General features: G+C 32.5%; 24 protein-coding genes. 15 read left to right on the plus strand and 9 right to left on the minus strand.

Annotated elements, in window-relative coordinates; genetic code table 11:
* Positions 1-61: 61 nt before the first annotated feature.
* The 8 genes from C1S72_RS08680 to C1S72_RS08715 all read left to right on the plus strand — a co-directional run bounded on the left by C1S72_RS08680 (position 62) and on the right by C1S72_RS08715 (position 8,930).
* On the plus strand, positions 62-907 hold the full coding sequence (locus tag C1S72_RS08680) for a tetratricopeptide repeat protein (RefSeq protein WP_104735217.1): 846 nt from the start codon (positions 62-64) through the stop codon (positions 905-907).
* Between the two features lie 46 nt (positions 908-953).
* Positions 954-2,723: a BatD family protein gene (locus C1S72_RS08685; RefSeq protein ID WP_104735218.1), complete on the plus strand. Its 1,770-nt coding sequence runs from the start codon at positions 954-956 to the stop codon at positions 2,721-2,723.
* Between the two features lie 5 nt (positions 2,724-2,728).
* Positions 2,729-3,487, plus strand: a complete 759-nt coding sequence (locus C1S72_RS08690) for a tetratricopeptide repeat protein (protein WP_104735219.1) — start codon at positions 2,729-2,731, stop codon at positions 3,485-3,487.
* Positions 3,488-3,546: 59 nt separating this feature from the next.
* Positions 3,547-3,834, plus strand: coding sequence for a hypothetical protein (locus C1S72_RS08695; protein WP_104735220.1), 288 nt, complete (start codon positions 3,547-3,549; stop codon positions 3,832-3,834).
* 84 nt (positions 3,835-3,918) lie between these two features.
* Complete coding sequence (locus tag C1S72_RS08700; protein WP_104735221.1) at positions 3,919-5,505, plus strand: SulP family inorganic anion transporter; 1,587 nt, start codon at positions 3,919-3,921, stop codon at positions 5,503-5,505.
* A gap of 4 nt (positions 5,506-5,509) precedes the next feature.
* Positions 5,510-6,316 (plus strand): universal stress protein, encoded by an 807-nt coding sequence (locus tag C1S72_RS08705; protein ID WP_104735222.1) that lies wholly within the window; start codon positions 5,510-5,512, stop codon positions 6,314-6,316.
* A 95-nt stretch (positions 6,317-6,411) separates the two neighbouring features.
* A complete protein-coding gene (locus C1S72_RS08710) occupies positions 6,412-8,283 on the plus strand; it encodes a SulP family inorganic anion transporter (RefSeq protein ID WP_104735223.1) in 1,872 nt (623 codons plus the stop codon).
* An 11-nt stretch (positions 8,284-8,294) separates the two neighbouring features.
* A complete protein-coding gene (locus tag C1S72_RS08715; protein ID WP_104735224.1) occupies positions 8,295-8,930 on the plus strand; it encodes a carbonic anhydrase family protein in 636 nt (211 codons plus the stop codon).
* A gap of 49 nt (positions 8,931-8,979) precedes the next feature.
* Here C1S72_RS08715 and C1S72_RS08720 read toward each other — a convergent pair whose 3' ends face one another.
* A complete protein-coding gene (locus C1S72_RS08720; protein ID WP_104735225.1) occupies positions 8,980-9,501 on the minus strand; it encodes a CvpA family protein in 522 nt (173 codons plus the stop codon).
* Between the two features lie 73 nt (positions 9,502-9,574).
* On the opposite strand from C1S72_RS08720, the gene C1S72_RS08725 reads away from it, so the two are divergent.
* The 3 genes from C1S72_RS08725 to C1S72_RS08735 all read left to right on the plus strand — a co-directional run bounded on the left by C1S72_RS08725 (position 9,575) and on the right by C1S72_RS08735 (position 11,425).
* Positions 9,575-9,931 (plus strand): hypothetical protein, encoded by a 357-nt coding sequence (locus C1S72_RS08725; protein ID WP_104735226.1) that lies wholly within the window; start codon positions 9,575-9,577, stop codon positions 9,929-9,931.
* A 72-nt stretch (positions 9,932-10,003) separates the two neighbouring features.
* Positions 10,004-11,023 (plus strand): phenylalanine--tRNA ligase subunit alpha, encoded by a 1,020-nt coding sequence (gene pheS / locus C1S72_RS08730; RefSeq protein WP_104735227.1) that lies wholly within the window; start codon positions 10,004-10,006, stop codon positions 11,021-11,023.
* A 6-nt stretch (positions 11,024-11,029) separates the two neighbouring features.
* A complete protein-coding gene (locus tag C1S72_RS08735; protein ID WP_104735228.1) occupies positions 11,030-11,425 on the plus strand; it encodes a hypothetical protein in 396 nt (131 codons plus the stop codon).
* 41 nt (positions 11,426-11,466) lie between these two features.
* Here the strand turns inward: C1S72_RS08735 and C1S72_RS08740 are convergent, their stop codons facing one another.
* The gene (locus tag C1S72_RS08740) at positions 11,467-12,132 is read right to left on the minus strand and encodes a hypothetical protein (protein WP_104735229.1); all 666 of its coding nucleotides are present in this window, start codon (positions 12,130-12,132) and stop codon (positions 11,467-11,469) included.
* 10 nt (positions 12,133-12,142) lie between these two features.
* On the minus strand, positions 12,143-13,144 hold the full coding sequence (locus tag C1S72_RS08745; RefSeq protein ID WP_104735230.1) for an NAD(P)H-dependent glycerol-3-phosphate dehydrogenase: 1,002 nt from the start codon (positions 13,142-13,144) through the stop codon (positions 12,143-12,145).
* A 133-nt stretch (positions 13,145-13,277) separates the two neighbouring features.
* Here C1S72_RS08745 and C1S72_RS08750 point away from each other — a divergent pair, with 133 nt between their 5' ends.
* Positions 13,278-14,219 carry a nicotinic acid mononucleotide adenyltransferase gene (locus C1S72_RS08750; protein ID WP_104735231.1) on the plus strand — a complete coding sequence of 314 codons (942 nt, stop codon included), beginning with the start codon at positions 13,278-13,280 and terminating at the stop codon, positions 14,217-14,219.
* A gap of 245 nt (positions 14,220-14,464) precedes the next feature.
* Positions 14,465-14,965, plus strand: coding sequence for a peptidoglycan-binding protein LysM (gene lysM, locus C1S72_RS08755; protein WP_104735232.1), 501 nt, complete (start codon positions 14,465-14,467; stop codon positions 14,963-14,965).
* Positions 14,966-15,011: 46 nt separating this feature from the next.
* Here the strand turns inward: lysM and nadD are convergent, their stop codons facing one another.
* Genes nadD through C1S72_RS08770 form a run of 3 tightly spaced genes read right to left on the minus strand, consistent with a single transcriptional unit; the run spans position 15,012 to position 17,028 of the window.
* Entirely contained in the window at positions 15,012-15,590 is a 579-nt protein-coding gene (nadD, locus tag C1S72_RS08760) for a nicotinate (nicotinamide) nucleotide adenylyltransferase (RefSeq protein ID WP_104735233.1), read from the minus strand.
* A 5-nt stretch (positions 15,591-15,595) separates the two neighbouring features.
* On the minus strand, positions 15,596-16,168 hold the full coding sequence (gene gmk, locus C1S72_RS08765) for a guanylate kinase (RefSeq protein ID WP_104735234.1): 573 nt from the start codon (positions 16,166-16,168) through the stop codon (positions 15,596-15,598).
* Positions 16,169-16,170: 2 nt separating this feature from the next.
* Positions 16,171-17,028, minus strand: a complete 858-nt coding sequence (locus tag C1S72_RS08770; RefSeq protein ID WP_104735235.1) for a YicC/YloC family endoribonuclease — start codon at positions 17,026-17,028, stop codon at positions 16,171-16,173.
* Positions 17,029-17,142: 114 nt separating this feature from the next.
* On the opposite strand from C1S72_RS08770, the gene C1S72_RS08775 reads away from it, so the two are divergent.
* Complete coding sequence (locus C1S72_RS08775) at positions 17,143-17,622, plus strand: acyl-CoA thioesterase (RefSeq protein ID WP_104735236.1); 480 nt, start codon at positions 17,143-17,145, stop codon at positions 17,620-17,622.
* Here C1S72_RS08775 and C1S72_RS08780 read toward each other — a convergent pair.
* Both C1S72_RS08780 and C1S72_RS08785 read right to left on the minus strand, forming a co-directional pair.
* The gene (locus tag C1S72_RS08780) at positions 17,611-18,507 is read right to left on the minus strand and encodes a DMT family transporter (protein ID WP_104735237.1); all 897 of its coding nucleotides are present in this window, start codon (positions 18,505-18,507) and stop codon (positions 17,611-17,613) included. The two genes, C1S72_RS08775 and C1S72_RS08780, sit on opposite strands and share 12 nt — an antisense overlap.
* Positions 18,497-18,853: an arsenate reductase family protein gene (locus tag C1S72_RS08785; protein ID WP_104735238.1), complete on the minus strand. Its 357-nt coding sequence runs from the start codon at positions 18,851-18,853 to the stop codon at positions 18,497-18,499. Before C1S72_RS08785 ends, C1S72_RS08780 begins: the two co-directional genes overlap by 11 nt.
* A gap of 71 nt (positions 18,854-18,924) precedes the next feature.
* Between C1S72_RS08785 and C1S72_RS08790 the strand changes: the two genes are divergently transcribed.
* The gene (locus tag C1S72_RS08790; RefSeq protein ID WP_104735239.1) at positions 18,925-19,380 is read left to right on the plus strand and encodes a DinB family protein; all 456 of its coding nucleotides are present in this window, start codon (positions 18,925-18,927) and stop codon (positions 19,378-19,380) included.
* Here the strand turns inward: C1S72_RS08790 and C1S72_RS08795 are convergent, their stop codons facing one another.
* Positions 19,381-20,064, minus strand: a complete 684-nt coding sequence (locus C1S72_RS08795; RefSeq protein ID WP_230401604.1) for a DUF3298 and DUF4163 domain-containing protein — start codon at positions 20,062-20,064, stop codon at positions 19,381-19,383.
* Positions 20,065-20,149: the final 85 nt, after the last annotated feature.

Raw genomic sequence — 20,149 nt, forward strand, 5'->3', positions numbered from 1 at the left:
AGTAATTTTATAAAATATTTAACTCATTCAAAACCAGTAGTTTTATAATTTAGATGTTTGTATGAAGCGTATTATATTATACATATTAGCAATTTACACGGTTAACGCCTTTTCTCAAAACGATGAGAAACAGCAGCTAAAGGATTTGGAACAGGCTAAAGGGTTGGTTTATCAGGCCAATCAATTAGCTTCAAATGATAATTATATAGATGCTGAAATGGAATACCGAAAGGCCATTTCCAAAGAACCTAATATGGCAGTTGGGAATTATAATTTAGCAAATTCTTATTACAAAAAAGGAAACTTTGACGAAGCCTTCTACAGATTGCAACAAGCGGCTAAAGTTGCAAAAACAAAAGAGGAAAAAAATAAAGCTTATCACAATATCGGGAATGTTTTAATGCAAAATAAAAAATGTAAAGAAGCCGTTGAAGCTTTTAAAAATGCATTAAGAAATAATCCTACTGACGAAGAAACACGTTATAATTTTGCCCTTGCAAAACAATGTGCTGAAGATCAGCAAGACCAACAAGATCAAGAGGACGAAAAGAAAGATCAGAACGATCAAAACGACGAGAATAAGGATCAAGACGATAAAAACGAAGACCAAAAGGAAAACGAAGACGAAAACAAAGAAGATCAGAAGGATAAAGGCGATCAAGACAAGAAAGAAGGTGATGATGAAAAAGATGATGAAGGCGATCCTAAAGACGAGAAAGATAAAGACGGAAATCAAGAAAATAAAGACCAAGACCAGAAAAAGCCTCAACCAAAACCAGGACAATTGTCGCCTCAACAAATTAAGAACTTATTGGAGGCTATGAATAACCAAGAAGAGAAGGTTCAAGAAAAGATAAATGCTGAAAAAACAAAAGGTGCTAAAGTAAGATCTGAAAAAGATTGGTAAACCCATTCATTTTAGGTAATGTTTAAGTTCATTTTGATTTAGAATTATGAAACTATTAAAACAATTTCAAATACTTATGTTATTACTTGCCGCAACTGTGGTAAGTGCACAAGTAACGTTTGAAGCCAAGGTTAGCAAAAAGAAACTAGGTATAAACGAACGCTTACGTGTTGATTTCGAAATGAATCAGGATGGTGATAATTTTAATCCTCCAGATTTTGCCAATTTTATGGTAGTTGGTGGACCAAATCAAGCAGTAAGTAATTCATGGATAAACGGAAAACGTTCGTATTCCAAAACATACAGTTATTTTTTGGCACCCAAACGTCAAGGAACCTTTACCATTAATCAAGCCACTATTGAAATTGATGGTGAAATATACAAAACGACACCTGTTCAAATAATGGTTACATCGGCTGTTGAAACACCAAAAGATGGTAATAATGCCGACTATATCGCTTCTGAAAATATTCATTTGGTTGCCGAAGTCTCTAAAACCAACCCGTATTTAAACGAAGCCATAACAGTGGTTTATAAGCTATACGTTTCGCCAAATACAGGTGTTAGTAATTGGCGTGAAATTGACAATCCCAAATACAGTGATTTTTGGAGTCAAAATATAGATATCAAAGGACTAAAAGTTCTAAACGGAACCTATAAAGGCGAAGATTACCGATATGTTGTTTTAAGAAAAACAGTTCTATACCCACAAAAAACGGGAGAATTGGAAATAGAACCTTTAAGTTTAGATATAACTGTTGATGTTCCAACCAATAGACGAGATATTTTTGGAACACGACTTATGAATCAGGTTCATAAAACGGTTTCAGCTGGAAAACGAACTATAAACGTCAAGCCATTACCTGAACGTGGAAAACCTTCTGATTTTACAGGTGCTGTTGGCGATTTTAATTTTAAGGTCACAACATCAAAATATGAGCTTAACGCTTCAGAATCGTTACAAGCAAAAGTTGAGGTTTCAGGAACTGGAAACTTAAAACTTTTTGAATTGCCAAAATTAAATTTACCTAGTTCTTTAGAGGTTTACGAACCTGAGCATGCTGAAAATGTGAGAACAAATTTAGATGGTATGTCTGGATCTATATCTGATAGTTACACGGTTGTACCGCAGTACAGAGGTAAATATCCAATACCGAGTATCTCGTTTTCTTATTTTGATTTAAGGTCTCAATCATATAAAACCATCAATTCTAATGAAATGGTTATTGATGTTTTAGAAGGACCAACAACCAATAGCGCTCAAGATATTACTTCGGTAAATGGTAATAAGCAACGTGTAGTTTTAAACGACAATCAGTTCGCTTTTGTAAAAACTAATACCAAATTTACTTCTATTAAACCAACACATTTCTTTAAATCAATAGCTTTTTGGTCGGCTATGATATTACCGTTTTTAGCCATTCCACTGGTACTTGTATTTAAACAGCAAAAGGAAAAAAGACAAGCAGATGTCTTTGGAAATAAAATAAGAAAAGCTGATAAACTAGCTAAAAAGTATTTAGGTGAAGCCAAGAAAGTATTGGGCAATAAAGAAGCCTTTTACATCGCTTTGGAAAAGGCCTTACACAACTATCTCAAAGCGAAATTACATATTGAGACTAGCGAATTTACAAAAGAAAAAATATCGAATTTATTAAATGATAGAGGTGTAGATGACCATACAATAAAAGACTTTATCGCCATTTTAGAACATTGTGAATTAGCTAGGTACACACCAATTGATCAAGTAGAAATGCAAAAGGATTATGATTTAGCGGCCAAAACAATAACAGTTATAGATAAAGAAATCAGATAGTGGTTATGAAACAAGTTTTATATATAGCAGTTTTTCTTTTAAGTGGTTTAGGCTTTTCTCAAAACATGACGTTATTTGAGCAAGGTAATGCATTATATAACGATGGGAAGTATGAGGATGCCATTAACAAATACCAAGCTATTTTAGAGACGGAAGTACATTCTGCTGAATTATATTTTAATTTAGGTAATGCGCATTATAAGCTAAACAATATTGCTCCTAGCATTTATTATTATGAAAAGGCATTACAATTAAAACCAAATGATACTGAAATAATAAACAACCTGAACTTTGCAAAAAACATGACTTTAGATGCCATAGATGTTATTCCTGAAGTAGGTATGTCTAAAGTTTTGAATAACGTTTCAAGTGCCTTAAGTTTTGATATGTGGGCTATTCTTTCAGTATGTTTTGTGATCTTGGCTGTTGCTATGTTTATGAATTATATCATGTCGGAAGGCACAAAAACAAAGCGCTTTTCATTTAGTTTAGCGTTTGCTTCCTTATTTCTTATGGCGGGCTCTTTAGTTTCAGCTTTTCATAAGTATAATCTAGACAAATTAGACAATCCAGCCATAGTTTTTGCACAAGAAACTAAAGTGAAAAGTGAGCCTAACTTGCGCAGTGAAGAAGCGTTTAGACTTCATGAAGGGACAAAAGTACAAGTGTTAGATACAGTTGAGAACTGGAAAAAAATTAAACTAACAGATGGTAAAATGGGTTGGATATTGGCTGAAGACATCAAATTGTTAAATAGGTTTTAAAGATTATTTAACAAAATAACCAAGTTGAAGTATTATATTTGTTATTTCAGATTTACTTTATGGGTAAGAAAACTATTGCAATTTTATTCTCTGTTTTGTTTTTGGCGTTTATCACAGCGCCAACTATTATTATAGCAGTTGACAATTCAGTTGATGTATCTATTTTCTATAGTGTTACCGAAGAAGAAAACGAAAATTTAAAATTACCTTTTCCTGATAATAGTTTTAAAGGAATAGAAAACTTATCATTTAAAGACTCAAAAGAAAATTTAGGATATTATTTTAAAAATTATCCTAAACCTCACCTTAATTTAATTTCTCCCCCTCCTGAACGAATCATTTTATAATTCAGGATTTCATGGGCTTTGCCCAAAACTAAATTTTAATTTAAATCAATCTTTATTGAAGGTTGATCAAAACTTTGTTATAAAATGTTTAAATATATTAAGAATGACTTACCAGCGAGTATAGTCGTATTTTTTGTTGCCCTACCGTTGTGTTTAGGGATTGCTCTTGCTAGTGGAGCACCATTGTTTTCAGGATTAATAGCTGGTATTGTAGGTGGTATTGTAGTGGGAAGTTTAAGTGGATCTAAAATTGGTGTTAGTGGTCCAGCAGCAGGATTGGCTGCAATTGTTTTGACAGCCATTGGTACGTTAGGTGGTTATGAAAACTTTTTAGTAGCGGTTGTTTTAGGAGGTATTATCCAACTAATTTTTGGGATACTAAAAGCAGGTATTATTGGTTACTATTTTCCATCGTCAGTAATAAAAGGTATGCTAACAGGTATCGGAATAATAATTATTCTAAAACAAATACCTCACTTTTTTGGCTATGATGCCGACCCAGAAGGTGATTTTGCTTTTTTTCAGGTTGATGGTGAAACAACATTCTCTGAAATTATTAATGCCATAAATCATATTACACCTGGTTCAGCACTTATAGGAATAATTGGTTTAGCAATACTTTTACTTTGGGACAAAGTCCTTTCCAAAAAAGGGAAATTTTTTAAATTAGTACAGGGTCCTTTGGTAGCCGTTATTGTCGGAATAATTTTCTTTGTAATCACACAATCCAATGAATTTTTAAGAATAGAACAATCCCATTTAGTTAGTGTACCAGTTCCAGAAGGTATAGATTCATTTATTGGGCAATTTAGTTTCCCAAACTTTGCAGTTATTGCTAATCCAGAAGTATGGATAGTAGCCTTTACAATTGCTCTGGTAGCCAGTTTAGAAACGCTATTATGTGTTGAAGCAACTGATAAACTTGATCCTCATAAAAATGTAACACCAACTAACAGAGAGTTGCTGGCTCAAGGAACTGGGAATATTATTTCAGGACTTATTGGTGGTTTGCCTATTACTCAAGTAATTGTTAGAAGTTCTGCTAATATTCAATCTGGTGGGCGTACAAAAGCATCTGCTATTATTCACGGTTTCTTTTTACTAATTTCAATAATACTAATTCCAAGATTGCTAAACATGATTCCATTATCAGTGTTGGCAGCAGTTTTATTTATTGTCGGATTTAAGTTAGCCAAACCGGCTTTGTTTAAACAAATGTATGATTTAGGATGGAAGCAGTTTATTCCTTTTACAGTGACTGTTGTGGGTATTGTTTTTACAGATTTATTGGTTGGAATTGGACTTGGTTTAGCCGTAGGAATAGTAGTTATTTTGATTAAAAGTTATCAAAACTCACACTTCTTACATATTGAAGATAAAAGTAACGGGAAACATAAGATAAAAATGACACTTGCTGAAGAAGTGACATTCTTTAATAAAGGAGCTATTTTAAAGGAGTTAGATAGTTTGCCTATGGATACGTATTTAGAACTTGATGTGAGAAAGACGAGGTATTTAGATAATGACATTATTGAAATACTTGATGACTTTGCATTTAAGACTAAAGAAAGAAATATTGATATTCAATTAGTTTCTGAAAGGGGAGTTGTGGAAAACCCTGAAAGCTTTATTGAGTTTTTTAGTTTAAGGCCTAAAACTTCTAAAAACTAAAGTCATGAAACAAAATAAATATAAAATTTTAGTGCTATCCGATTTAAAAGAAACGACCGATCAGGTATTAAAAAGTACAGCCGGTTTAGCCGAGATAGTAGGTGGTGATATAACACTATTTCATGTCAAGAAACCTATTGATGTTATTGAACGAGAGAGTCAGTTGTCGGCTTTTAGAACAATTAACGAAAAAAACCTAAAAATTAAAAAAAGAATAGAACGTCATGCTAATCATTTACTGAAAGAGCATAACAAACAAATAGGTTATAAATACACATTTGGTAATGTTAAGAATGAAATAGAAGAATTCATTAAAGCAAATAAACCAGATATCATTGTTTTAGGTAAAAGAAACGCAAAATCGATTAGTTTAATAGGTGATAACATTACCGATTTTGTGTTAAAAACACATAAAGGAATCGTTATGATAGTTGGTAATGAGAATACAATTGAACCAAATCAAGAATTATCAATAGCAGCGCTTGATGGCAAAATACCTGTTAACATAAGATTTGCGAAAGAGCTACTGGATTGCACAACAAGTCCATTAAAATCATTCAAGTTTGTAAATAAAGGGAATGACTTGACAGAAACCGTTTTATCGCCAAATTTAAAAACTGAAGAGTATGTTTTTGAACGCAACGAAAATACCGTTCAGAATTTTTCAAACTATTTGTTGAAAAAGAAAATAAACTTACTGTTAATTGATGGTGATTATAAAAACGAAAAACAAAAAGAAGGTTTAAATCAATCTGACATTAAGAGTTTTATTAAAAAAACTAATGTATCTCTTTTGATATCTAATAATTAAGAACAAAAAGTATGCGAATTTATTTTAGTCTAATATGCTTGGCTTTTTAGATTTATGACAATAAAAAACTGTAAATTAGGGCAAGACGAAAAACTATGAAAAATTTATTTTCAAATTTAAGAGGTGATGCATTTGGAGGAATTACCGCTGGTATTGTTGCCTTGCCTCTTGCTCTAGCTTTCGGAGTATCTTCCGGTTTAGGACCAGATGCTGGGCTTTATGGCGCTATATTTATTAGTTTTTTCGCAGCACTTTTTGGAGGAACAAATACGCAAATATCTGGCCCAACGGCACCAATGACAGCTGTTAGTATGGTTGTTATTGCTGGAATTATTGCTACAAATGATGGTGATGTAGAAAAAGCGCTTCCTGCAATCTTAACGGTTTTCCTCTTGGCTGGACTTATGCAAATAGGACTTGGTGCCATTGGACTTGGTAAGTATATAAGATACATTCCATACCCAGTGGTTTCTGGGTTTATGACAGCCATAGGTGTTATTATACTTTTAACTCAAGTACTACCATCATTAGGATATTATCCAAAGGAAGATATGGAGTTTGTGCAGCAATTCAAACCTCAAGCCGAAGAGTTAATTTTAGAAAATATTTTGCGTGAAGAAGCAGGTGAAGGTATTTTGGTGCTTGAAGATTTTGAAGAAACAATAGACCGTGCACAACTCATTTCTGAAGAAGATATTTTAAGAGAATCACAAACTTTAGCAGCAAAGGAAGCGTCTGGAGCATTAGGTGCTCTAAAGGTTGTTCCTAGAGCATTACAAAACATTAGCTGGTTAGAACTATTATTGGCTTTAGGAACTATTATTATAATTTATGGTTTTAAACGAATAACAAAAGCAGTTCCAAGTACTTTAGTAGCGCTAGTTGTTATGTCGGGTATTGCTATGGGATTTTCATTAGATTATAGACCTATTGAACAAATTCCAGATGGTTTGCCCATTCCGAATTTGGATATTATTACCAGTTTTAAACTAAAATCTATCACACCTTATATATTTACAGCTCTTACTTTAGCTCTTTTAGGCGCCATAGATTCGCTTTTAACTAGTGTTGTGGCAGATAATATGACTAAAACCAAACATAAACCTAATAAGGAATTAGTAGGACAGGGTATTGGGAATTCTGTAGCCGCACTTTTTGGTGGTATCCCTGGAGCTGGAGCAACCATAAGAACAGTTGTGAATATTAATTCTGGAGGAAAAACAAAATTATCAGGAATGATAGCTGGTATATTGTTGTTAGGTATTCTATTAATTCCTGGATTACCAAATCTTGCCTCAAATATACCAGCTGCAGTTCTAGCAGGTATTTTAATTACCGTTGGTATTGGTGTAATGGATTATAGAGGGTTAAAGGCTATTCCAAGTTTGCCAAAAGACATCAAATTTGGACCTATCAAATTTAGTTCAGAAGTAGTGATTATGCTTGTTGTTTTAGTATTGTCAACATTCTGGAATTTGGTTTATGCAGTTGGAATTGGTTTGGTATTTGCCTCACTTATGTTTATGAAAAAAATAGGTGATTTAACGGCAGAACGCTCTGATGTAAAATCATTAAAAGAAGAAGCATGGGCAGACGAATCAGAATTTCCAGAGAATCTCAAAGAAGAAGTATTTATAAAACACTTAAAAGGACCACTGTTTTTTGGCTCTACTAGTGATTTTCAAGCTTTGGCAGCTCAAATTCCAGATACGGCCAAAACGGTTATTTTAAGATTAGATCGCATGCAATATATGGATCAATCCGGATTATATGCTATGGAGGATATGCTTCAGGATTTAAACAAAAAACAAATACAAGTTTTATTTGTAGGCTTATTAAAACAGCCGCGTTATATGATGGAGCGTATTGATATAATTCCAGATTTAATTCCACAAGAACACATATTCAAAAAGTTTAAAAACTGCTTGAATTGGATAAAAGAAAATGTAAAAGACACAATTAATTAAAAACAAAAAATATGGCACATATTTCAAATGCAATTGACAAAAAAGCACAAGATGTACTAACACCTAGTGGTGTTTTAAAAGATTTATTAGACGGTAATAACCGATTTGTTTCAAACAATTTAAATTCAGCAGATAATCAAGCTTTAGTATCTCAAACTACTAGTGGGCAATTTCCAAAAGCCGTTATATTATCGTGTATAGATTCCAGAGTTCCTGTAGAGATCGTTTTTGATCAAGTAATTGGAGATGTTTTTGTAGCACGAGTAGCTGGAAATTTTGAAAACATTGATATTTTAGGAAGTATGGAATATTCCTGTAAAGTAGCAGGAAGTAAACTAGTGTTAGTTTTAGGACATGAGAGTTGCGGAGCTGTAAAAGCTGCTTGCGATGGTGTAGAATTGGGCAACATTACTGCTATGTTAGATAATATTATGCCTGCTGTTCATAAATCATCAGAAGAAGTGGAAGGTGAAGCGAATTCTTCAAATAAAGATTTTGTTGCAGCAACGGTTGCAAATAATGTACGTTTAACTATGGATCGCATACGTGAAAAATCACCAATTTTAAAAGAAATGGAAGAACAGGGTGATATTAAAATAGTCGGTGGTGTTTATATGCTTTCAACAGGAAAAGTAGAAATGCTTTAAATAATTTCAATTTCAAATATGAAAGAAGTCACTTTTTTAGTGGCTTTTTTTATTCTGTATGAGTTTCAGAATCTTCTTTTTCAGTCATTTCAGCTTTAATAATAGTTGGGAATAACATAGGAGCCAGAGATTTTACAGATTCATAAAGGACAGAATCTTGGGTATGTTCTTCATCAACAAAGGTGATGGTATTGTTCATTTTATCAAAAATGATAAGTAATATACTTAAAATCAAACCTATTTTTAATAAACCAAAAACACCACCTAGTAATTTATTTAGAAAACCCAATGCAGCAAAATCGGCTAATTTTGTTAGAGCTTTTCCAGCTAGAGCAATAACCAATACTATAATTATAAAAGTAATAGCAAAAGCGGTAATATTTATGGTTTTCTCACTCCAATCTACATGTTCTATCAATAAATCGGCTACGTAGTAACTAAAATGAATAGCACCGTAAATTCCTGCGATAAGTGCAACTAACGAAGCCACTTCAACAAAAAACCCTTTGAAAAAGCCTCGAATAAGTCCGAATCCTAATAAAGCAACTAAAACGATATCTATAATAGCCATATGTTGAAGATTTTCAGCAAATATAAAGTATTGCTATCTATCTACTTTGTAACTTTGTTTTTTTAAAATTATTATGTCAAGAGACGAAGAATTAAAACAACGTTGGGAGTTGGTAGTTGAAAAATTATCCAAGCAATTTGCTGATGGAGACACGCTTGATCTTGATGCTATAATTTATTTAATAGGTGTTCAAGAACTCGGACAATTTGATAGAAAATTCAAAAAAGACCATAAGCTAGACCTCATGCATATTGCTATTTGCAGACTTCTAGAGCCTTATGGCTATTATGAATTTGATTATTTTGATGAGGATAAATGGCCACATTATAAAGTAAAGGAACAATTGCCAAATCTGAAGGCAGGTGAACAAAGTGTGCTTATGAAAGAGGCTATTGTAAACTATTTTCTTGAAGCCGAGTTTATTAATTAAGTTACTTGTATTGCTGAACTTGTTTCAGCTTCTCACAAAAAACACTAAATTTGCAGCCCTTATTAGGATATCATGATAGATAAATTAAAAGAATTAATTGCTGAAGCCGAAGCATTTAGTGCGCAATCTAAAGAAGAGGTTGAGGCATTTCGTATAAAATATTTAGGTAAAAAAGGATTACTTAATGATTATTTTAAGGAATTCAAAAATGTAGCTAATGATCAAAAAAAGGAATTTGGTCTAGTTATTAATACCCTAAAAAAAACAGCAGAAGATAAAGTAAATGCCTTAAAGGAAGAATTAGAAAGCAAGGAAGAAGTCAAAGGTATTTATGGTGACTTATCTAGACCTGGTGAGCCCATTGAAATTGGTGCTAGACATCCAATTTCGATAGTTAAAAATCAGATTATTGATATCTTTTCACGTATTGGATTTAATGTCAGTGAGGGTCCAGAAATTGAAGATGATTGGCATAATTTCACAGCATTGAACTTGCCAGAATATCATCCAGCACGTGATATGCAGGATACGTTTTTTATTCAAACAAACCCTGATATTCTGTTGCGTACACATACCAGTTCGGTACAAGTGCGTTATATGGAAAATAACAAACCACCTATTCGTACTATTTCTCCTGGCCGCGTGTATAGAAACGAAGCTATTTCAGCACGTTCGCACTGTTTTTTCCATCAAGTAGAAGGTTTGTACATAGATAAAGACGTAAGTTTTGCAGACCTAAAACAAACACTTCAATATTTTACTACCGAAATGTTTGGCAAGAGTAAAATTCGTTTGCGACCATCGTATTTCCCATTTACAGAGCCAAGTGCAGAAGTAGATGTGTATTGGGGATTAGAAACTGAAACCGATTACCGCATTACAAAGGGAACAGGTTGGTTAGAAATTATGGGTTGCGGAATGGTAGACCCTAATGTGTTAGAGAACTGTGGAATAGATTCTAAAACCTATTCTGGTTTTGCTTTTGGTATGGGTATTGACCGTATTGCCATGCTATTGCATCAAATAGGAGACATACGATTGTTAAGTGAGAATGATGTGCGTTTTTTAGAGCAGTTTAAGTCGGCACTTTAATACGTAATGAAAAAAGATATCCAAATTCCAGTTGTTAAAGACGTTTATGTGGCTGTAGTAAACGAGTTTAACAAAGAGCATCGTACGCAAGACTGGAATGCCTATATTATTAATAACAAAGATGTAGATTTAGATACCGTTTTAATAGTAACAAAAGGTTATAGCCAAGATAAAATTACGCCTGTTATGCGTCACACTATTAAAATGTTACCAGCACGCAGCTATGCTAAAATAGAATACTTACAAGAAGATGTTTTAAGACTTAACAACGAGTTTAAAGTCACTTTTTTTGACGGGAATACCATGTTTGATAAAACGTATCTTTTTAGAAAAAACACCATTAATAAAAAGGCTCTTCAAACCTTACCATTAATGCAGGAAAAAGGTGTTTTGGTGAAGTAGTTGTTTCGTTTATTTTTTTGAGAAAGTCAAATGGGTTAATGTTAATGATTACAACCATTTGATATTATAATCTTTTTGTCTATTTTATGGAAAGATTGTAATATTTCAGAGGCATGAGGTTGATCAAATAAATCAACTAGGAGCAGTTGATTATAAATACCATTAGGCATTTTTTTATGTTGAGTCCATCTATTAAAGTCATGAAAATCTTCGTATACAGGTAAGTGAAAAACAGAATTCTTGTTTGTAATAAAATATTTAGTTACTAATCCTATTCTCTTTTTAGGGTTAGTAGGTTTATTTTTTAGTTCCATTTTAAAAATAAAGTAAGCTTCATTATTAATTAAAGTGTCTTTATGAGTTTCAATTACTATATCTTTAATTTTATATTTTTTAATGTTAGTAACAACACTTTCACAATCAATATTGATAAATTCAGCTTTGTAAAAGTCAGATTTTAGGAGTTTAACATTAGCATAAGCTTTATCATGATGTTTAAATATAAGGTCAAAATGTAGGCTATCAGACTCTTTTATAATTGCCAAATAGCTGTTGTCTTTAGAATTAGTCAGGTAATATTTTGCTCTTGCAACATTTTCTTTGTGAAACGTAAATTCATATTCTAGTAAGTAGTCAAAACTATATTCACGTTTCTGCGAATATGAAAATAGACTTATAAAAACAATAAGGATGGAAAAACATTTCATGAAGTATATTTTAATCTAATTTATCCGTCAGCTTTTTGAATACCTTTTTAGCATCTTTCCCTTCATATAAAATGCTGTAAACCGCATTAATAATAGGAAGTCGTGTTTTCTTTTTGTTTTTCTCATTAAGCAAATGTGCACTTTTTGTAGCGTAGTAACCTTCGGCAACCATGTTCATTTCCATCATGGCACTTTTTACGGTATAGCCTTTACCAATCATGTTTCCAAACATACGGTTTCTGGAAAACACCGAGTAACCCGTTACCAATAAATCTCCCAGGTAAGCCGAATTGTTAATGTTACGTTTCATTTTATGCATTTTCTTTATAAAACGCTTCATTTCACGAATGGCATTACTCATTAGCACACTCTGAAAGTTGTCGCCATAGCCTAAACCATGAGCAATTCCTGCCGCAATAGCATAGATGTTTTTTAGCATGACGGCATATTCAGTACCAATAATGTCATCGCTTATTTTGGTTTTTATGTAGTCACTAGATAAGGCATCAGCAATGGCTTGTGCTTTTTCGGCATCAGCACAAGAAATGGTTAAATACGATAAACGTTCTAAAGCCACCTCTTCAGCATGACAAGGTCCAGCTATTACTGCAATATTTTCGAAAGGAATATTATAAATATCATGAAAGTGCTCACCCACTAATAAACCAGATTCAGGAATAATGCCTTTTACAGCCGAAACTATAATTTTATCGCTAATATCTGCTGTAAGCTTTTCTAGCTCTCCATGCATAAAAGCTGACGGAATAACAAAAATCAGTACATCGGCATAGTTTGCCATTTCGTTGATATCGTTACTTAATTTAAGTTGATTAACTTTAAATTCAACCGAACTCAAATAACTTGGGTTATGGTACTCTTTTAAAATGTGCTCTTTGGTATAAACACTTCGCATATACCAACCCACTTCCTCTAAATTTTCCGATAACATTTTTACAATAGCTGTTGCCCAACTACCTGCTCCAAACACCGCGTACTTTAAAGGTTTGTCCATAAACTGTAATTTGTTTTTACAAATCAAAAGTACATAAAAAAAGCCGCTTTAAAAACTCTTGTTCAATAGAAGCGTTTTGATTTTGGCACGTGTTTTGAAACTCTTAAAACAATATCTTTAAAATGAAAGCCTTATGAAGACATTAAAACTATTTTTAGTATTTGCAGTATCGGCAACGCTATTTACGTCTTGTTATACTGAAGAGATAATTGTTGATGGATACAATCCAGAACCAGCACCTTCAATTTCATTGAATCAGTTATTAAACTCATATGAGTTGTGGTATGTAGATATAAATGAAACCATAGGTTATGGTGAAACGCCGTTTTTACAAATAGCGTTTACAGTGTCGTTTAGAAACGGAAACTTATTCGCCAATAACAATTTAGTTGGAATAGGAAGCCAAGGAAATGGATATGGTATTCAGGTAGGAAGCTATGATGCCTATAATATGATTCTAGATGTGTATCATGTTATTGATGGTTACCAAACCTTTGATGTGTATCAAATAAACAATAATACCATTGAATTGTATAACCCAAATAATGATACATCTTATTTTTTAAGAGGCTATCAACGTGCCAATTTTGATTACGATTTTGTGTTTTATGATAACATTCATTATTTCTTACAAGAATATGAAGCTTGGGAAAAAACATATACAAGCCCAACAGGTACTATAAACGAATTTGATAATGAAAACTACTTACAGTTTTTAGCTGGCGGGAATGATTCAGAATTTAGAAGTTCACAAGATGTGAACGTTGGAAACCCAAATAATATATATTGGGATTACACAGGAATTTATGGCGTGAGTAATATTCCAGGTAATATGTATTTGAAAACCTTGACTTTGGATTATGATTATTTTGGAAATGAACATTTTGAATTAAGTGTTCTTAATGATGCCAGAATAGAACTGTATCACATAGCCTCTGGTACCATTTATGAATTTACAGGACGCGGCTATATACAATATTTAAGAAATGCCGAGGGTAAGCAATCAAGTAAGGCTAAAAAACGAAAGTTTAAGTCAGAACGTAAAGAAAACCCTCGTGAAAGTAATCGTGTATAATTTTTTTAAAGTAGTATGTGACCTTTTGTAAAGAATGGTGTCAAAATACATACAAGATTAAATTCAAATAAAGGTTGAAAACAAACTATTGTTTAGATTAAGATTTTTGGTTGGTAGGAACTGTCTGCGAAATTAGTAACAGGCAGTTTCTTTTTTTTTGAGTTAAACTAATTAGTTTTTGCAATAGGATTTAAACAAGAATTTTTTGAACTTTACCAATATTAACATAAAACATATAAACAATCATGGGATTATTTTCATTTATTAAAGATGCAGGAGCCAAAATTTTTGGAATAGGAAAAACATCGGCTGAAGAAGCTGCCGAAGCAGCAGCAGATGCCGCTGAAGCAAAAAGGAAAAGAGAAGAAGCTGCAGCAGGCAGGCTTGAAGAAACCATAAGCGATTTACAATTACAAGTTGAAAATTTAGACATCCATATTTCTGGTGATTTAGCAACTGTAAAGGGTATGGCCTATGACCAAGCTACAAAAGAAAAGGTGGTTTTGGTTGTTGGTAATTCTAATGGCATAGCAACAGTTGATGACCAAATGACGGTTGAACATAAGGAGCCTGAAGCACAATTTCATACTGTAGTGAGTGGAGATACTTTGGGGAAAATTGCCAAAAATTATTATGGTAATGCTATGAAATACCCAGTAATTTTTGAGGCTAATAAACCTATGCTTAAAGATCCAGATTTAATTTATCCAGGTCAGGTTTTGCGAATTCCAGCACTTGATAAATAAAAGCGTTGAATACAAAAAAAAGCCAACTTTCTTAAGTTGGCTTTTTTTATTTGTAAAAATTCATCTCATCCACATATTCCCAAACATGCTCAGGTAGCATGGGTCTGATATTTTGACCTGCTTTTATAGCTTTTCTAATAAATGTAGATGATAATTGAATAATTGGTGCCTGTACGTGATGTATTCTTTCATGTTGATCAAATTGTGTTTCAATTTTTCCATCTGAAATTCTCGGATAGACATAAATATCATGATTATCAAGAATGAGTTGATAGTTTTTCCACTTATGAAAACTCTTTAAATTATCCTCTCCCATAATTAGTGAAAAAGTTTTATCAAGATATTTTTCTTGTAGATAGGCCAATGTATTTATAGTGTAATTTGGTTGCGGTAGATTAAATTCAATATCACTAGGATATAAATTGGTATAATCTTTTGTAGCACGATAAACCATTTCTAAACGCTGGTAATTATCCAAGAGGGATTGCTTCTTTTTAAAAGGACTTTGTGGCGTGACAACCAACCATATCTGGTCTAAATCACTATTTTCAGCCAGATGGTTTGCAATAATTAAATGACCAACATGAATAGGATTAAATGTTCCAAAGTATAAACCAACCTTCATAAACACTAACTATTTATAAATTCAGATACAAGCGTTTCGGCTTCTTTGAGTGCTTTTTCTAAATTATCATTTTCAATAACAACGTCAAATAAAGGAGCTGTTGCCAATTCAGCAGAGGCTTTGGCAATACGCATGTTTATTTTGTCCTCGCTTTCGGTTTTACGCTTTTTAAGCCTGATTTTTAATTCATCAATACTAGGAGGCTTTACAAAAACAGCCAAAGTTTGTTCCGGGAATTTGCGCTTTATACGTAATCCGCCAGACACGTCAATATCAAAAATCACGTGTTTACCAAGAGACCAAATGCGCTCAACTTCAGTTTTTAAAGTACCGTAAAAATTATCACGATACACTTCTTCCCACTCTAAAAACTCATCGTTTTTTATTTTATTTTTAAATTCTTTAGCTGATAAAAAATAGTAGTCTTTAGCATGAATTTCTTCACCACGTTTTTCACGGGATGTGGCTGAAATTGAAAATTCCAGATTTAAGGCATCAATTTCCAATAAATGCCTAACTATGGTTGTTTTTCCAGATCCTGAAGGTGCTGAGAATACGATGAGTTTTCCTTTATTCATACTTACAAAACATTCAATAACTGTTCCTTAATTTTTTCAAGCTCATCCTTCATTTGAACAACTAATTTTTGCATAGGTGCATAGTTGCTTTTAGATCCAATAGTATTTATTTCCCTACCAATTTCTTGGCCTATAAAACCTAGTTTTTTTCCATTAGAATCCGCAGAATCCAAGGATTTTATAAAGTACTCTAAATGATTTTTAAGGCGGACTTTTTCTTCAGTAATATCAAATTTTTCAATGTAAAACACTAATTCTTGTTCAAAGCGGTTTTCATCAACTTTTTCTTTAAGCTCTTCAACCCCTTTCCTTAAGCGCTCACGAACACCTTCAATACGTTCAGGATCCATAGCGATAACTTGCTCTAATAAATCATCAATATTTTGAATACGATTTCGGAAATCATTTTCAAGCACTTTACCTTCATCCAAGCGGTATTTTTCAATACGTTGTAATGCGGCTTCAATTTCATTCAAGATAGCTTTCCATTCATCATCATCAATATCATCACGCTCTGTATTAAGTGCATCGGGAAATCTAACAGCCATTTTTAGGAGCTCCATGTTATCACCATCAACAACCTCCTTCAATTGCTTTATGTATTGATTAACAACAGGTTTGTTAAGCTGTGTTGTGGTTTCTTCACCTGTCATTTCAACATAAATTGAGAAATCGATTTTTCCACGTTCTAATTGATTGCCAATTAATTTGCGCAGACTTAATTCCTTTTCTCTGTAAATTGAAGGCATTCTAGCATTCAAGTCAAGATTTTTGCTATTCAGTGATTTTATCTCAATAGTTATTTTTTTGGTTGGCAACTGTAAAACAGATTTGCCATATCCTGTCATTGAATGTATCATAAGCTTGTTTAAAGTGATACAAAGGTAACCAAAACTGTAGGTTTTGAAAACAGAAAACGGTTTAATACGTTCCTAGTTATAAATTGTATTTTTGTTCTTTTATAATTACTGGATATGTTTACTAAACAATTTGAAATACGCTGGAATGATTTAGATGCCAATATGCATTTGGCAAATGCGTCTTATATGAATTTTATGAGCCATACTCGAATGGCTTTTTTTGAAGAATTTGGATTTTCACTTCACGAAATAGCTAAACATGAACTAGCACCTATTGTGTTTTATGAACACATTTATTACTTTAAGGAGGCACATATTGGAGACCCAATAACTGTTGGATTGGAAGTTACTGGTTTGAGTGATGATGGTATGTTTTTTAGTATAGAACATAATTTTTATGACGAAAGAGGTAAGAATATAGCACATTGCGAAATGCTTGGCGCCTGGATGAATTTTAAAACCAGGAAGTTAACCCATTTAAATGATGAGTTGATGGCTTGCGCAAGCCGTTTCCCAAAATCTAAAGATTTTAAAATACTCACAAAAGCAGATACACGCAAGTACCAAAAACGGCCAATAGATTTAAACCTTTAATTTGGGTTTTTTAGTTACCAAATAAACTCCAGTAAAGATTAGAGATGCTGCTATCAATTTAATGGAATTAATGGTGTCACTTCCCATAATGATAGCAAAAACACCAGCAATTACAGGCTGAATATATAAGAACGTGCTTACGGTTGAGGCTTTTAGTTGCCTTAAAGCTAGTGGATTTAATAAGTATGTGGCAAAGGTTGCACCTAAAATCACAAACACAACTGAAAATATAATATAAGGTGAAAAATTAGTCCAGACTACTTCTGAAAGTTCGCCATATCCAAACGGAATAACCATAATTAAACCAAATAAAAACAACCAACGAATAAATGTAAACGGATGGTATTTATCAGTTATTTTTTTGATGAGAATCAAATAAATACTGTATGAAACGGCGTTTATAAAAACCAAGGTATTTCCCAATAAAATATTATCTCCTATTTGAGTAGATTTTCCGTAAATACTTAAAATAATAGCACCTGCAAATCCTAATAGAATTCCAGTAAATTTTAAATTAGTAATACGTTCTTTTAAAAATATAGCAGATAACACCAAAACAACAATTGGCACCACAGTCATAATAACTGATGCATGAATAGGTGTTGTAAACTCAAGGCCTTTAAAAAAAGTAAGCATGTTTAAGGCGATGCCAAAAATTGAAGCTATAAAGAATTTGAAATAATCCTTCCTGTCAACTTTTTCCATAGGTGTAAACAAGCTCAATAGCCAAAATAAAGCTGTTGCACCAATTATTCGTAGCAATATAAAACCATAAGGCTTAATATGTCCGTCATCAATAACATCATTGGCAAAAGTAAAAGTGAGTCCGTAAATAACCTGAACCATAAAGGCAGCAAAAAGTGCAAAAATTCGGTTATTTCCCACTTAAAGTATTTTTAACCTGTTCAACAGTTTTTCTAGAATTACCAATAAAAATATGATCATCAATAATGATAACCGGACGACTTAAAAAAGTATAATGCTCAAGAATATAATGTTTAAAGTCAGCTTCTGATAGTGCGGTATTTTTTAAATCCATTTCCTTATAAAGTTTGGCACGCTTACTAAAAAGGGATTCGTAGCTTCCTGAAAGTTTTTGCATTTGTTCCAATTGCTTTACAGTTATGGGTTCAGTTTTTATGTCCTGAAGCTCGAATTCAGAGGATAAGTCAAGTTCTTTTAAAATACGAATACAAGTATTACAAGTTTTGAGATAATATACTTTTTTCATGCTAAAGAAATATGATGCAAAGTAAATTCATTTTAGTAGAATTTGGTTAATTTTAGTCAAAAATTAAAATTATGGATTGGGCTTTTGATATTTCAATTAAGAACAGAAAACTTTTAGAATCATTTTTAGAAAACTATTCGCTTGAGCAATTAAATAAAATCCCTAAAGGTTTTAGCAATAATATTATTTGGAACATTGCACATACCATAGTTACACAACAACTATTAGTTTATAGATTATCTGGGTTACCTTGTATGATTTCTGACGATTTGATTGAACGATTTAAAAAAGGAACTAAACCAGAGTCTGACTTGTCGCAGGCTGAAGTTGATGCCATACATAACTTGTTGTTTTCAACCATTGAAAAAACAAAAGAAGACTATAAAAATAAGTCATTTCAACAATTTAATGAATACACAGTTACTACAAAAAGCAGGCTAACAAATGTTGAAGAGGCTATTGATTTTAATTGTTACCATGAAGGCATACATTTGGGTGTTATTTTAGCCATCAGGAAATTTATTTAATTATTTGTAATTTAAAAGGGCGTTTACTTCACTAAATGGAATATGTATTTCAGTAATACCTGAAGAATAAGGCGCAATTTCATAGGTGTTGTAGAGCAGTATTAAGCCTTCGTCATTTAAACCTATATTGGCAGGTAGTGTAAATTTATCTGGCTCAAAATAATCTTCTTTTTTACCAGAAATCTCTTTGAAAAAGTGGTCTTTTGCCAAATTTTCGAAAGCAGTAAAATCTGAAAATAAATCGTTGTTCGAAATTAAACTTCCAGTTTTGGCATCAAAATTCAAAAAAGTAACAGTAACATTACCATGTGCGCCACCCGTATTTTGGTAGTTAGTAAGTGCCAATGAAATAATGGCATCAGATTGATAGGTGACCTCACCATCTATTTGTGCTTCCCAAACCATAGGGCTTTCTGGAAAATCTGCTTTAAAGTTTTTATACTCTTTATTAAACCGACTAACACTTTCTTTCACTGATGATGAAGTTGCGGTTTCTGAATCCCCAATGGATAAAGATGTTATAAGTACTTCGTCTATTTTTGTGTTTATTTTTTCAGAAACATTATCATTTCCAATCGCTTTAGGAACATATATTTCTACAAGAATATTATCATCAGTGGTAATATTTACCTCTTTAAAAGTAATATTGGTTTTATCTTCAGTACAAGATAAACTCAGCAACATTGAGACTATTATAATCAGAATGTAATAATAATTTCGCATAATATATTTCTTGTTAATCTTATACTAAAGGTAATTATTGCATTTA

The sequence above is a fragment of the Hanstruepera ponticola genome, assembly GCF_002940745.1.
Classification (GTDB): Bacteria; Bacteroidota; Bacteroidia; order Flavobacteriales; family Flavobacteriaceae; genus Hanstruepera; species Hanstruepera ponticola.